This is a genomic window from Escherichia sp. 94.0001 (assembly GCF_013369155.2).
In the GTDB taxonomy this organism is placed as follows: Bacteria; Pseudomonadota; Gammaproteobacteria; order Enterobacterales; family Enterobacteriaceae; genus Escherichia; species Escherichia coli_F.
The window spans coordinates 28,991-43,989 of the sequence record NZ_JABWMS020000037.1 but is presented as its reverse complement, the minus strand read 5'-3'; the positions used below and the strand labels follow the sequence as shown (position 1 = coordinate 43,989).

Genomic DNA, 14,999 nt, shown 5'->3' with positions numbered 1-14,999 from the left:
CGTAGGCCGGATAAGGCGGTCACGCCGCATCCGGCATGAACAACGCGCACTTTGTTAGCAATCTCGGGGCAACTAAATGTCCCCTAAGATTGCGGGTAAACGCAAAACTGCCTGATGCGCTACGCTTATCAGGCCTACACCGCTCCTGCAATATATTGAATTCTTGCGGTTTCGTAGGCCGGATAAGGCGGTCACGCCGCATCCGGCATGAACAACGCGCACTTTGTCAGTAATCTCGGGGCAACTAAATGTCGCCCCCTTTGGTTATTACCCTACCGCTGGTGTCGGATCGTCGCCTTTGTACTCGCGTTTGACTTCCGTCACCTCATCGCCCTTCTCGTTGTGCAGATGCACTTCAAGCTGGTTAAAGGCAATGTTGATGTCGTTTTCACGGCACAGCTGATCGATAGTACGGTTCAGCTCATCGACAGTACGACTGCGGTCACGCAGTTCACGCACGTACAGGCGCAGCTCATGATCCAACGTGCTGGCACCAAACGCCGTAAAGAAGACTTCCGGCATGGGTTCGTGCATCACCCTTGGATGCTCAGTCGCCGCCTTCAGCAATACTTTACGCACTTTTTCCAGATCGGAGCCATAGGCCACGCCCAGACGGATCACCAGACGCGTGGTGGTGTCGGTTAACGACCAGTTGATCAGACGCTCGGTAACAAACGCTTTGTTCGGGATGATCACTTCTTTGCGATCGAAATCGGTAATCGTTGTAGCACGAATACGGATCTTACTGACCGTCCCAGAGTAGGTACCAATGGTTACCGTGTCGCCAATGCGCACCGGACGTTCGAACAGGATAATCAAACCGGAGACAAAGTTACCGAAGATCTCTTGTAAACCAAAACCAAGACCTACGGATAATGCCGCCGCCAGCCACTGGAGTTTATCCCACGAGACACCCAGCGATCCGAACACCGTCATCGCACCAACGGCAATAATGATGTAGTTAAGGATGGTAGTAATGGCATACGACGCGCCCTGGCGCATATTCAGTCGCGAGAGCACCAGCACTTCCAGTAAACCAGGCAGGTTGCGAATCAACGCCCAGGCCACCATTGAGGCGATAATCGCAAACAACAGACTGCCCATGGTGACGTTTTTCACCACCGCAGCGCCAGCTTCAGTGCCGTTGTAATGCCAGAGCGTAATGCTGTCGAGATAGCTGAACACGGTGATCAAATCGGACCAAATCGCCCAGAACATGACACCGAACAGCGCAAACATCAGCAACATAGTAATACGCAGCGTCTGTTGGTTAACCTGCTCCAGTGCAATGGTAGGTTCTTCCGGCGGTTCGGCCCCTTCTGCGCCCTCTTTCACCAGATTCTGTCGACGCGCCAGCGCACGACGCCAGGCGATACGCCGCGCCGCTACGCTTAAGCCGCGCAATACCGTCTGGTACAGCAGGTTCCAGATAATCACCAGATACACGGTTTCAATCCAACGTCCGGAGAGGCGCAGTGTGGTGTAGAAATAACCCGTGGCGGTCAGCACCATCAACGCAATCGGGATTATTGACAGTATGGTAATGGTGACAAGTCGCATGGTGTGCGACTCTTTATCACGCCAGCTTTCGCGGCACATTGGCCATACCAGGAAGGCAATCAGCAGCAGGTTGAAGAAAATCATCGCCTGCCCCAGCACATCATCCATCAGATGCAGCGGGGAAAGTTCTGCCACCACAGACCAGAAATGAATTGGCAGCAACGCGAGACTGATGCGGACAATTTGCCGACGCCAGTGGCTGGTCTGCTGTTCCGGCATGCCAAAGTGACGTACGGCAACACCGTTTTTCTCCAGCACTTTCCAGCACAGGCCAAACACCAGCCAGAAGATCGCCAGTTTTTTACAGAACGACCACAGCAGTTCGCTGATGTTGAGCTGCATGGTTAGCAGAATCAGACCAACCGCAAGAATAATCAGACATACTGGCAGTGCGCGAATCAGGTCGATAAGGATCGCTTTTGGTGTGTTGAGCTGGCTGTCGTTACGCAGGGAACCCACAGCGGAAGCCAGTTTTTGTTGATACGCTTTCAGCCATCCCAGACGCCAGTGGATCAGCCCGGCAATTAATAGCAGTGGTAAACCAGCGAGGAAAGCGATAAAGACGGCAGGCCAGGCTTTTTCCCAGTTTACCGTGATCTTCATCGACTTAAATTCATCTTTCAGCGTTTGTGGGAACGCTTTGATCCAGTCCCAGTCCATTGGACGGTTACTGTTCACCCAAAAGATTTGCTGAGTCAGGATCGATTTCAGGTTTTTCGACACGCTCATTAACTGCTGCTGGTTGATTTGCAGGTTAATGGCCATCATCAACTGGTTACCCAACTGTTTATTAAGCTGATCCAGCAGTTCGCGACGCATATCCACAACCTGGAGTAATGCGTCATGAACTTCACTGTTAACTTCGTTGGCGTGGCCTTCTTCCAGCTTGTTAACGAACGCATCACTCTGGAAGAGCGCATCACGCTGCTGGTTGACTTCAAACTGTTCGAGACGCAAATCCGCGATGCGGTTGGTCATGTTTTCCAGTTCATCCGCCGAGGGCAGCGTTTGTTGTTGCTGGTAAAGGATACGAGACAACAGCAGACTGCCCTTCAGGACGGCAATCTGCTCCTTAATATTTCGTTCCGATTGCAGCGCCCGCTCAAGCCAGTTTTTGACTTTAATGTTTTGCTGCATTAGCTGATTACCGTTTTCAGTCGCGGTAATCAGACGCTGACTCAACTGCTGGTTAATTTCCAGTTCCTGTTTCACCAGAGGATTAGCCTGAATACGTGCAGCTTCATCCGGGGAGACGGCTTCCTGCGCCGTTTTTTCGGTTAAGGTCAGGCGCTTACTGTTTACCGCTTCTTGCAACAGTTGCAACTGGTGTTCCAGACGAGCACTGTTCGCCGTCACGTAATCACGCTGCTTTTGCAAGGTATCCTGTAAGACGGTGTTCCCTTCCAGGCTTTTTCGCTGCTGGTCAATCTCAGCATTCAGCAAAACCTGCTGGGCCTGCATCAACACTTTCTGGCTGGGACGTAAGGCAGTATCGCCAACATCAGTGCCATCCAGGCGGCTGCGAATTTGTTGCAGCTGCTGCGAAGCGTTATACATCGCATTTTGCACGCGTTCGGGCTGCGTCTGTAACGAAACCAGCTGGCTGTTATAAGACGCCAGATCGTTTTGTGCGTTTTGCAAATCGTCCAGCGCCTGGGCAACGCGAGTTTCCAGCTGGCGCAACGAAAGCGTGCTCAGAATTTTGCGCGTTTCTTCGTCGTTATCGACATCGCTAAGTGCTGTTAACGCCGCGGTCGCCTGACGCATTTTTTCCGGCGCTTCAGCGACTTTTTGCCGTAGCTGAACTGTCTCTTCTTTTATGCGATCGATTTTATCGAGGGTGGCTAATGTATCTGTCAGATCCTGCTGCACCAGTTTGTCCTGAGCAGAAAGATCTTTTTGTTTATTCAGTGAGTCAAGTTGTGCCTGCAGGTCCGCTTTTGTTGGCAGATCACCATTCGATGGCGCCCGCGCAAACGCCGTGTTCTGGCATAACAAGACAAAAACAAAAGCAATAAATGCTGAAAAAACAAAATGCCGTGATCGTTTGTAATACTGGAACATAGTCATGATGAATGAAGGTTTCTGAACCTGAAGAACGACCTGAAAAAGTCAAACCGCAAGAATATCACGACGCAGTGAACCAGAATAGCAACGACGAAAATGTCCAGGAAAAATCCTGGAGTCAGATTCAGGGTTATTCGTTAGTGGCAGGATTACGAAGCGTGGGGCACAGGAGATACATCTCCAGTAAGATGGCGACGTAATCGCGGGCTTCTTTTTTAAGATCAAAAGATTGCGGGGCAAAGAGCCAGTTTTCCATCAGGCCGGAAATATAGCCGCGCATAATAATTGCTGCGCGACGCGTCATTAAATCCGCAGGCAACATTTTCGCTTCAATACAATGTTTTAACGTTTGTTCTATACGGTCATAACTTTCCAGACAGAGATTACGTTGTGCCTGTTGCACAACAGCCATTTCTCCGACAAATTCGCATTTGTGGAATATAATCTCCATCAATAATCGACGCCGTTCTTCTGTCACCGTGGATTCAAGAACATGAATTAATATCTCTCTTAATACTGAGAGTGGATCGCCAGGGAATTTTGCCTGATACTCAAGCTCTAGTTCACCAATATTGGATTCTGACAGTTCCCAGATCTCACTGAACAAATCCGACTTGTCTTTAAAATGCCAGTAGATTGCACCGCGCGTAACGCCAGCTGCTTTTGCAATCTCGCCCAGCGAGGTGGATGATACCCCCTGCTGTGAGAAAAGACGTAGAGCCACATCGAGGATGTGTTGGCGCGTTTCTTGCGCTTCTTGTTTGGTTTTTCGTGCCATATGTTCGTGAATTTACAGGCGTTAGATTTACATACATTTGTGAATGTATGTACCATAGCACGACGATAATATAAACGCAGCAATGGGTTTATTAACTTTTGACCATTGACCAATTTGAAATCGGACACTCGAGGTTTACATATGAACAAAAACAGAGGGTTTACGCCTCTGGCGGTCGTTCTGATGCTCTCAGGCAGCTTAGCCCTAACAGGATGTGACGACAAACAGGCCCAACAAGGTGGCCAGCAGATGCCCGCCGTTGGCGTAGTAACAGTCAAAACTGAACCTCTGCAGATCACAACCGAGCTTCCGGGTCGCACCAGTGCCTACCGGATCGCAGAAGTTCGTCCTCAAGTTAGCGGGATTATCCTGAAGCGTAATTTCAAAGAAGGTAGCGACATCGAAGCAGGTGTCTCTCTCTATCAGATTGATCCTGCGACCTATCAGGCGGCATACGACAGTGCGAAAGGTGATCTGGCGAAAGCCCAGGCTGCAGCAAATATCGCGCAATTGACGGTGAATCGTTATCAGAAACTGCTCGGTACGCAGTACATCAGTAAGCAAGAGTACGATCAGGCTCTGGCTGATGCGCAACAGGCGAATGCCGCGGTAACTGCGGCGAAAGCTGCCGTTGAAACTGCGCGTATCAATCTGGCTTACACCAAAGTCACCTCTCCAATTAGCGGCCGCATTGGTAAGTCAAACGTGACGGAAGGTGCCCTGGTGCAAAACGGTCAGGCGACTGCGCTGGCAACCGTGCAGCAACTTGATCCGATCTACGTTGATGTGACTCAGTCCAGCAACGACTTCCTGCGCCTGAAACAGGAACTGGCAAATGGCACGCTGAAACAAGAGAACGGCAAAGCCAAAGTGTCGCTGATCACCAGTGACGGCATTAAGTTCCCACAGGACGGTACGCTGGAATTCTCTGACGTTACTGTCGATCAGACCACCGGGTCTATCACCCTACGCGCTATCTTCCCGAACCCGGATCACACTCTGCTGCCGGGTATGTTCGTGCGCGCACGTCTGGAAGAAGGGCTGAATCCAAACGCCATTTTAGTCCCGCAACAGGGTGTAACCCGTACGCCGCGTGGCGATGCTACCGTACTGGTGGTTGGCGCGGATGACAAAGTGGAAACCCGTCCGATCGTTGCAAGCCAGGCTATCGGCGATAAGTGGCTGGTGACAGAAGGTCTGAAAGCAGGCGATCGCGTAGTAATAAGTGGGCTGCAGAAAGTGCGTCCTGGTGTCCAGGTAAAAGCACAAGAAGTTACCGCTGATAATAACCAGCAAGCCGCAAGCGGTACTCAGCCTGAACAGTCCAAGTCTTAACTTAAACAGGAGCCGTTAAGACATGCCTAATTTCTTTATCGATCGCCCGATTTTTGCGTGGGTGATCGCCATCATCATCATGTTGGCAGGGGGGCTGGCGATCCTCAAACTGCCGGTGGCGCAATATCCTACGATTGCTCCGCCGGCAGTAACGATCTCCGCCTCCTACCCCGGCGCTGATGCGAAAACAGTGCAGGACACGGTGACACAGGTTATCGAACAGAATATGAATGGTATCGATAACCTGATGTACATGTCCTCTAACAGTGACTCCACGGGTACCGTGCAGATCACCCTGACCTTTGAGTCTGGTACTGATGCGGATATCGCGCAGGTTCAGGTGCAGAACAAACTGCAGCTGGCAATGCCGTTGCTGCCGCAAGAAGTACAGCAGCAAGGGGTGAGCGTTGAGAAATCGTCCAGTAGCTTCCTGATGGTTGTCGGCGTTATCAACACCGATGGCACCATGACGCAGGAGGATATCTCCGACTACGTGGCGGCGAATATGAAAGACGCCATCAGCCGTACGTCGGGCGTGGGTGACGTTCAGCTGTTCGGTTCTCAGTACGCGATGCGTATCTGGATGAACCCGAATGAACTGAACAAATACCAGCTAACGCCGGTTGATGTCATTACCGCCATCAAAGCGCAGAACGCCCAGGTTGCGGCGGGTCAGCTCGGTGGTACGCCGCCGGTGAAAGGCCAACAGCTTAACGCCTCTATTATTGCTCAGACGCGTCTGACCTCTACTGAAGAGTTCGGCAAAATCCTGCTGAAAGTGAATCAGGATGGTTCCCGCGTGCTGCTGCGTGATGTGGCGAAAATTGAGCTGGGTGGTGAGAACTACGACATCATCGCAGAGTTTAACGGCCAACCGGCTTCCGGTCTGGGGATCAAGCTGGCAACCGGCGCGAACGCGCTGGATACCGCTGCGGCAATCCGTGCTGAACTGGCGAAGATGGAACCGTTCTTCCCGTCAGGTCTGAAAATTGTTTACCCGTACGACACCACGCCGTTCGTGAAAATCTCTATTCACGAAGTGGTTAAAACGCTGGTCGAAGCGATCATCCTCGTTTTCCTGGTTATGTATCTGTTCTTGCAGAACTTCCGCGCGACGTTGATTCCGACCATTGCCGTACCGGTGGTATTGCTGGGGACCTTTGCCGTCCTTGCCGCCTTTGGCTTCTCGATAAACACGCTAACAATGTTCGGGATGGTGCTCGCCATCGGCCTGTTGGTGGATGACGCCATCGTTGTGGTAGAAAACGTTGAGCGTGTGATGGCGGAAGAAGGTTTGCCGCCAAAAGAAGCCACCCGTAAGTCGATGGGGCAGATTCAGGGCGCTCTGGTCGGTATCGCGATGGTACTGTCGGCGGTATTCGTACCGATGGCCTTCTTTGGCGGTTCTACTGGTGCTATCTATCGTCAGTTCTCTATTACCATTGTTTCAGCAATGGCGCTGTCGGTACTGGTGGCGTTGATTCTGACTCCGGCTCTTTGTGCCACCATGCTGAAACCGATTGCCAAAGGCGATCACGGAGAAGGTAAAAAAGGCTTCTTCGGCTGGTTTAACCGCATGTTCGAGAAGAGCACGCACCACTACACCGACAGCGTAGGCGGTATTCTGCGCAGTACGGGGCGTTACCTGGTGCTGTATCTAATCATCGTGGTCGGCATGGCCTATCTGTTTGTGCGTCTGCCAAGCTCCTTCTTGCCAGATGAGGACCAGGGCGTATTTATGACCATGGTTCAGTTGCCAGCAGGTGCAACGCAGGAACGTACGCAGAAAGTGCTCAATGAGGTAACGCATTACTATCTGACCAAAGAGAAAAACAACGTTGAGTCGGTGTTCGCCGTTAACGGCTTCGGCTTTGCGGGACGTGGTCAGAATACCGGTATTGCGTTCGTTTCCTTGAAGGATTGGGCCGATCGTCCGGGTGAAGAAAACAAAGTTGAAGCGATTACCATGCGTGCAACACGCGCTTTCTCGCAAATCAAAGATGCGATGGTTTTCGCCTTTAACCTGCCCGCAATCGTGGAACTGGGTACTGCAACCGGCTTTGACTTTGAGCTGATTGACCAGGCTGGCCTTGGTCACGAAAAACTGACTCAGGCGCGTAACCAGCTGCTTGCAGAAGCAGCGAAGCACCCTGATATGTTGACCAGCGTACGTCCAAACGGTCTGGAAGATACCCCGCAGTTTAAGATTGATATCGACCAGGAAAAAGCGCAGGCGCTGGGTGTTTCTATCAACGACATTAACACCACTCTGGGCGCTGCATGGGGCGGTAGCTATGTGAACGACTTTATCGACCGCGGTCGTGTGAAGAAAGTTTACGTCATGTCAGAAGCGAAATACCGTATGCTGCCGGATGATATCGGCGACTGGTATGTTCGTGCTGCTGATGGTCAGATGGTGCCGTTCTCGGCGTTCTCCTCTTCTCGTTGGGAGTACGGTTCGCCGCGTCTGGAACGTTACAACGGCCTGCCGTCTATGGAAATCTTAGGCCAGGCGGCACCGGGTAAAAGTACCGGTGAAGCAATGGAGCTGATGGAACAACTGGCGAGTAAACTGCCTACCGGTGTTGGCTATGACTGGACGGGGATGTCCTATCAGGAACGTCTCTCCGGCAACCAGGCACCTTCACTGTACGCGATTTCGTTGATTGTCGTGTTCCTGTGTCTGGCGGCGCTGTACGAGAGCTGGTCGATTCCGTTCTCCGTTATGCTGGTCGTTCCGCTGGGGGTTATCGGTGCCTTGCTGGCAGCCACCTTCCGTGGCCTGACCAATGACGTGTACTTCCAGGTAGGCCTGCTCACAACCATTGGGTTGTCGGCGAAGAACGCGATACTTATCGTCGAATTCGCCAAAGACTTGATGGATAAAGAAGGTAAAGGTCTGATTGAAGCGACGCTTGATGCGGTGCGGATGCGTTTACGTCCGATCCTGATGACCTCGCTGGCGTTTATCCTCGGCGTTATGCCGCTGGTTATCAGTACTGGTGCTGGTTCCGGCGCGCAGAACGCAGTAGGTACCGGTGTAATGGGCGGGATGGTGACCGCAACGGTACTGGCAATCTTCTTCGTTCCGGTATTCTTTGTGGTGGTTCGCCGCCGCTTTAGCCGCAAGAATGAAGATATCGAGCACAGCCATACTGTCGATCATCATTGATACAACGTGTAATCACTAAGGCCGCGCAAGCGGCCTTTTTTAGATGCATAACCTACGAGTTGAATGGGGAACTGAACAATCAACTCAGAATCTCATATGAAAACCAGTATTAACTTCGCATAAAATTCATAAAAAATACTGATTGTTAGTTAATTTATATTAAGCAGGGCTAATAGATTTAATAATCCATAATCATTTAGAGGCTTTTCTTAATTATTTGCGGTAATTCTTTATTCATTCCTCGGTTATTACGACATATTCAGAGCATTCCTGGTATTAGTGTGACCAATTTCATCTGGCGATAATCTTGAAATGTTATGAACAGTTCGAGCAAACTGCTTTTACCTGCAGCGGGTTGGTGCTAGTATGAAAAAGTGAGTCCTATCCCGCTTCCTTCCTATTTGTAATTTTTCGTAATAATGCGATGAAAACCTGCAAAGAGTGGCTTATAGTTAAGCTAACAAACGAGAGGGCAAGTCCAGGTCAGTAAGTTTTTTCCATCCCGAAAGGTGTCCGTTAGTTCAACCGCTAAGAAGGGGACGCGTTATGGATGAATACTCACCCAAAAGACATGATATCGCACAGCTTAAGTTTCTCTGTGAAACCCTGTATCATGATTGCCTTGCAAACCTTGAAGAAAGCAACCATGGCTGGGTTAACGACCCAACCTCGGCGATCAACCTCCAGTTGAATGAACTGATTGAGCATATTGCGACCTTCGCACTTAATTACAAAATTAAGTATAATGAAGACAATAAGCTCATTGAGCAGATCGACGAATATCTGGATGACACCTTTATGTTGTTCAGTAGTTATGGTATTAATATGCAGGATCTTCAAAAATGGCGGAAGTCAGGTAATCGACTATTCCGTTGTTTTGTCAATGCGACGAAAGAGAATCCTGCGAGTTTATCTTGTTAGAATTATTACAACCATGGGTAGAAGTATGTCCGAAAAACCTTTAACGAAAACCGATTATTTAATGCGTTTGCGTCGTTGCCAGACAATTGACACGCTGGAGCGTGTTATCGAGAAAAATAAATACGAATTATCAGATAATGAACTGGCGGTATTTTACTCAGCCGCAGATCACCGCCTCGCCGAATTGACTATGAATAAACTGTACGACAAGATCCCTTCCTCAGTATGGAAATTTATTCGCTAATAAATAATTGGCTTTCGGAGCTATAACCAGCTGTTTATTAAGAATTTTATACTTTATCGCCATGAAGGCGCACCCTATGTGATCTTCATCACACAGACGTAATGGGAACGTTCTCTTCACTGACTTTTCGTCTTACTGTGTTGCCGCATTTTCAGCAACCGGAGGTCAGTAATGAGCACAGAAAAAGAAAAGATGATTGCTGGTGAGTTGTATCGCTCGGCAGATGAGACGTTATCTCGCGATCGCCTGCGCGCTCGTCAGCTTATTCACCGATACAATCATTCCCTGGCGGAAGAGCACACATTACGCCAGCAAATTCTCGCTGATTTATTCGGTCAGGTGACAGAGGCTTATATTGAGCCAACGTTTCGCTGTGACTATGGCTATAACATTTTTCTCGGCAATAATTTTTTCGCCAACTTCGATTGCGTGATGCTTGATGTCTGCCCTATTCGCATCGGTGATAACTGTATGTTAGCGCCAGGTGTTCATATCTACACGGCAACACATCCCATCGACCCTGTAGCACGTAATAGCGGTATTGAACTGGGGAAACCCGTCACCATCGGTAATAACGTCTGGATTGGCGGACGCGCAGTCATTAACCCTGGTGTGACCATTGGTGATAACGTCGTGGTAGCCTCAGGTGCAGTTGTCACAAAAGATGTCCCGGACAATGTTATCGTGGGCGGTAATCCAGCCAGAATCATTAAAAAATTGTAACCTGTTTTTCGCAACTGTTATGCAAAATCGTGGCGAATCTGTTACTTTCCCTCTACTATTCCCACGTTAAAATAGGGTGTTCCCTGGAAAGTTGCAGATACCACGAAGGCAAACGATGACCGAAATACAACGCCTGCTGACCGAAACGATTGAGTCTCTGAATACCCGCGAAAAACGCGACAACAAACCCCGCTTTAGTATCAGTTTTATCCGTAAACATCCGGGGCTGTTTATCGGTATGTACGTTGCTTTTTTTGCCACCCTGGCGGTGATGTTGCAGTCCGAAACGCTGTCAGGCTCTGTCTGGCTACTGGTTGTATTATTTATCCTGCTTAATGGTTTCTTCTTTTTCGATGTCTACCCACGCTACCGCTATGAAGATATCGACGTGCTGGATTTCCGCGTTTGCTATAACGGCGAATGGTACAACACGCGCTTTGTACCTGCCGCGCTGGTTGAAGCCATCTTGAACTCTCCGCGTGTCGCGGATGTTCATAAAGAACAACTGCAAAAAATGATCGTCCGTAAAGGTGAACTGTCTTTTTACGATATTTTTACCCTCGCTCGCGCCGAATCAACATCTTAAGTTAGGGTTACATACCAGGCGTAAAGCTCTACGCCTGGTCAAATGACAACGATCGTTTCCACCCATCGCTTCATGAAATACCAGCTCTACCTCCTTATCTCCTGCCTGCCTTCTTCCACTATCAGATATACTTTCCCTACACTGTGTTAATAAGGATATGCTGGTGAGAACACGACATCTGGTCAGCCTGATTTCGGGAGTACTGATTCTTTCAGTATTACTGCCTGTCGGCTTAAGCATCTGGCTGGCCCATCAGCAAGTACAAACATCGTTTATTGAAGAGCTGAATACTTATTCCTCCCGCGTCGCTATTCGGGCCAATAAGGTGGCGATACAAGGGAAAGATGCTCTGCAGGAGCTGGAAAGGTGGCAAGGTGCGGCCTGTAGCGCAGCCCATCTCATGAAAATGCGTCGGGTATCTTACAGTTATCGCTATATTCAGGAAGTGGTTTATATCGATAACAACGTTCCCCAGTGTTCGTCTCTGGAGCATGAAAGCCCGCCCGATACCTTCCCCGAGCCAGGTAAAATTTCGAAAGATGGTTATCGTGTCTGGTTAACATCGCATAACGATTTAGGCATTATCCGTTACATGGTCGCCATAGGAACGGCACATTATGTCGTCATGATCGACCCCGCTTCCTTTATTGATGTCATTCCCTATAGCTCATGGCAAATTGATGCCGCCATTATTGGCAATGCCCATAATGTTGTCATAACCAGCAGCGATGAAATTGCTCAGGGAATTATTACCAGGCTACAAAAAACACCCGGTGAGCATATCGAAAATAATGGAATTATTTACGATATCCAGCCCTTCCCGGAGATGAATATTTCGATCATCACCTGGGCTTCAACGAAAATGTTGCAGAAAGGCTGGCATCGGCAAGTCTTTATTTGGTTACCGCTCGGGTTGGTGATTGGCCTGCTGGCAGCGATGTTTGTGCTGCGTATTTTGCGCCGTATCCAGTCACCGCATCATCGGCTGCAGGATGCTATCGAAAATCGTGATATTTGCGTGCACTATCAGCCGATTGTCTCCTTAGCCAATGGCAAAATTGTCGGTGCTGAGGCACTGGCGCGCTGGCCGCAGACAGACGGTAGTTGGTTGTCACCAGATAGTTTTATTCCGCTGGCACAGCAAACGGGGCTTTCTGAGCCGTTGACGCTACTGATTATAAAAAGTGTCTTTGAAGATATGGGCGACTGGCTGCGTCAGCATCCGCAGCAGCATATTTCGATCAATCTTGAATCCACCGTGCTCACCTCGGAAAAAATCCCGCAATTGCTGCGTGAAATGATCAATCACTATCAGGTTAATCCCAGACAGATCGCGCTTGAACTCACTGAACGCGAGTTTGCCGATCCGAAAACCAGCGCCCCGATAATTTCTCGCTACCGGGAGGCGGGCCATGAAATTTATCTCGATGATTTTGGTACGGGGTATTCAAGTTTAAGCTATTTACAGGATCTGGATGTCGACATTCTGAAGATCGATAAATCTTTCGTTGATGCGCTGGAATATAAAAATGTCACGCCACATATCATCGAAATGGCAAAAACACTGAAACTGAAAATGGTAGCGGAGGGAATCGAAACCAGTAAACAAGAAGAGTGGCTACGCCAGCATGGCGTGCACTACGGCCAGGGCTGGCTCTATAGCAAGGCATTACCGAAAGAGGATTTCTTACGCTGGGCCGAGCAACATTTGTGAATTTTTGGGCTGACGGCACGCCGCACAGCCCGTCACGCTACCTATTCGTCGATGATTGACTCGAATCCGCCATAGATCATTCGCTTGCCATCAAACGGCATGGACTCGCCGAACTCCTTCATCCGTGGGTCCGACATCATCTTTTGATTAGCAGCGTCGCGGACCTCTTTTGAAGGGTATTCAATCCAGCTAAAGACAACCTCTTCATTCTCTTCCGCTTTCACCGCCATACGAAAATCGGTCACTTTGCCATCCGGTACATCGCTGGCCCAGCATTCGACAATACGAAGCGCGCCAAACTCTTTAAACAATGGCGCGGCCTTAGCGGCCATTTCCCGATAGGCATCCTTTTTATCGGCAGGAACGGCAACCACAAAACCATCAACATACTTCATCAGACATACCTCCGAAGCGTACTGCGCAGCCAGACAATTCTTGCGACGTCAGTTGTGGTTAAAGTTTAGCCATGTTGGGATTTTTTTACGAAACGGTGGGAGGCAGAAATGGGTGGGGGCCCTGCCAGCTACATCCCGGCACACGCGTCATCTGCCTTGGCTGCTTCCTTCCGGACCTGACCTGGTAAACAGAGTAGCGTTGCGGGAGAACCAACAGAGCCCCCATTGAGAGCGTTGAGAACCAACGCGCAGGCGCATTATCACTGCTGCCCCGGCTAATTGCAACCCATTGCGTGCCAGATGCTGGTTTCTTGCGCAATGCGGCTTCACTCGGGCGTTTTTCCAGATTATGCTGAAAAATTACCTCAGGAAGAAAAGATGGAAAAAGAAGATTCATTTCCCCAACGCGTCTGGCAAATCGTAGCCGCTATTCCCGAAGGCTATGTCACCACTTACGGTGAAGTCGCGAAACTGGCGGGATCGCCCCGCGCCGCGCGCCAGGTAGGTGGTGTGTTAAAGCGTCTCCCGGAAGGCAACACCTTGCCCTGGCACCGGGTGGTTAATCGCCACGGCACCATTTCGCTAACCGGACCAGATTTACAGCGTCAGCGACAAGCATTACTGGCAGAAGGCGTGATGGTATCGGGAAGCGGACAAATCGACTTACAGCGTTATCGCTGGAACTACTAACCCTCTCCGGGCGGAGAGGGTTAACTTCGTTTAATATTGCGTAGGAGCCGGAACTGCCGAAGACAGATTCACCTGGGTTGGTGAGGTCGAAGGTACGGTAGTCGTTGCGCCACCGCTGGCCTGAACCGGCACGGCGGTTTGCTGCACCGGCACCAATGTCAGGTCAGCTTTAGTTCCGCCCTGGTTGATCACCGGCTGAACGGTATCGGTAATAAATACCAGTTTGTCATTCACGGTAATCGCCGCACTCAACAGAATACGTGCGTTCGGCTGAACATCTGCCGGGTTAAATGGCAGAACAAAGCTGAATGGTGACTGTTTACCTTCAGTACGCACCGCTTTTTGAGCCAGCACTTTTGACGGTGCATCGGCTAATGATGCGTCAGAAAGTGTCACGGTCAGCACGGCATCAGGCGGCAGTGCGACTTTCTGACGGATCCAGACGGTACCGGAAACATTCGGTTGCTGGATAGCAGGTTGCTGTGTTGCTGAAATAGACGTATTTGCAGCCGGTGCTGGCGTCTGAATATCCGCGCTTTTATCTGCGCAAGCCGCCAACGCAATCGCAACCGCTAAACCACTGGCCATGTGCACGAGTTTCATTTACTTCTCCTTATTATCAATGCACCAGCGGGCTAACTTTCCTCGCCGGAAGAGTGGTTAACAAAATAGTAACGTCAACAAGTGTGGCACACATCACGCATTTCTGCCTGTAATTGGCTAGTAATTCAGACTATTGCACCCATCGGACCAGTGGCAAATTTGCGTTATACTCAACTCACTTTGGCTTGCTGCGGCAGCTTTGTTACTGGAG

The 14,999-nt window shown here is 50.0% G+C and carries 12 protein-coding genes and 1 other RNA gene; 8 read left to right on the top strand and 5 right to left on the bottom strand.

Annotated elements, in window-relative coordinates; genetic code table 11:
* Nucleotides 1-267: 267 nt before the first annotated feature.
* Entirely contained in the window at nt 268-3,630 is a 3,363-nt protein-coding gene (mscK, locus tag HEN33_RS16365) for a mechanosensitive channel MscK (protein ID WP_039020783.1), read from the bottom strand.
* Nucleotides 3,631-3,757: 127 nt separating this feature from the next.
* Complete coding sequence (gene acrR, locus HEN33_RS16360) at nt 3,758-4,405, bottom strand: multidrug efflux transporter transcriptional repressor AcrR (RefSeq protein WP_000101737.1); 648 nt, start codon at nt 4,403-4,405, stop codon at nt 3,758-3,760.
* Between the two features lie 141 nt (nt 4,406-4,546).
* Here acrR and acrA point away from each other — a divergent pair, with 141 nt between their 5' ends.
* From acrA to pdeB, 7 genes are all read left to right on the top strand, one after another.
* Nucleotides 4,547-5,740 (top strand): multidrug efflux RND transporter periplasmic adaptor subunit AcrA, encoded by a 1,194-nt coding sequence (gene acrA / locus HEN33_RS16355; RefSeq protein ID WP_176263436.1) that lies wholly within the window; start codon nt 4,547-4,549, stop codon nt 5,738-5,740.
* Nucleotides 5,741-5,762: 22 nt separating this feature from the next.
* Nucleotides 5,763-8,912, top strand: a complete 3,150-nt coding sequence (gene acrB, locus HEN33_RS16350) for an efflux RND transporter permease AcrB (protein ID WP_001132492.1) — start codon at nt 5,763-5,765, stop codon at nt 8,910-8,912.
* 546 nt (nt 8,913-9,458) lie between these two features.
* Nucleotides 9,459-9,833, top strand: coding sequence for an Hha toxicity modulator TomB (gene tomB / locus HEN33_RS16345; RefSeq protein ID WP_000344800.1), 375 nt, complete (start codon nt 9,459-9,461; stop codon nt 9,831-9,833).
* Nucleotides 9,834-9,858: 25 nt separating this feature from the next.
* The gene (locus HEN33_RS16340) at nt 9,859-10,077 is read left to right on the top strand and encodes an HHA domain-containing protein (protein WP_001291435.1); all 219 of its coding nucleotides are present in this window, start codon (nt 9,859-9,861) and stop codon (nt 10,075-10,077) included.
* A gap of 171 nt (nt 10,078-10,248) precedes the next feature.
* The gene (gene maa / locus HEN33_RS16335; RefSeq protein WP_176263582.1) at nt 10,249-10,800 is read left to right on the top strand and encodes a maltose O-acetyltransferase; all 552 of its coding nucleotides are present in this window, start codon (nt 10,249-10,251) and stop codon (nt 10,798-10,800) included.
* A 115-nt stretch (nt 10,801-10,915) separates the two neighbouring features.
* Nucleotides 10,916-11,386, top strand: coding sequence for a YlaC family protein (locus HEN33_RS16330; RefSeq protein WP_000136192.1), 471 nt, complete (start codon nt 10,916-10,918; stop codon nt 11,384-11,386).
* 163 nt (nt 11,387-11,549) lie between these two features.
* Nucleotides 11,550-13,100 carry a cyclic-guanylate-specific phosphodiesterase PdeB gene (gene pdeB / locus HEN33_RS16325; RefSeq protein WP_039020800.1) on the top strand — a complete coding sequence of 517 codons (1,551 nt, stop codon included), beginning with the start codon at nt 11,550-11,552 and terminating at the stop codon, nt 13,098-13,100.
* Nucleotides 13,101-13,141: 41 nt separating this feature from the next.
* Here the strand turns inward: pdeB and HEN33_RS16320 are convergent, their stop codons facing one another.
* Both HEN33_RS16320 and ffs read right to left on the bottom strand, forming a co-directional pair.
* Nucleotides 13,142-13,495: a DUF1428 domain-containing protein gene (locus HEN33_RS16320; RefSeq protein ID WP_000878140.1), complete on the bottom strand. Its 354-nt coding sequence runs from the start codon at nt 13,493-13,495 to the stop codon at nt 13,142-13,144.
* Nucleotides 13,496-13,614: 119 nt separating this feature from the next.
* Nucleotides 13,615-13,711: signal recognition particle sRNA small type (gene ffs / locus HEN33_RS16315), an RNA gene on the bottom strand.
* A 162-nt stretch (nt 13,712-13,873) separates the two neighbouring features.
* Here ffs and HEN33_RS16310 point away from each other — a divergent pair.
* Nucleotides 13,874-14,185 (top strand): MGMT family protein, encoded by a 312-nt coding sequence (locus HEN33_RS16310; RefSeq protein ID WP_176263581.1) that lies wholly within the window; start codon nt 13,874-13,876, stop codon nt 14,183-14,185.
* 30 nt (nt 14,186-14,215) lie between these two features.
* Here HEN33_RS16310 and HEN33_RS16305 read toward each other — a convergent pair whose 3' ends face one another.
* A complete protein-coding gene (locus tag HEN33_RS16305; RefSeq protein WP_176263580.1) occupies nt 14,216-14,788 on the bottom strand; it encodes a YbaY family lipoprotein in 573 nt (190 codons plus the stop codon).
* Nucleotides 14,789-14,999 lie beyond the last annotated feature (211 nt).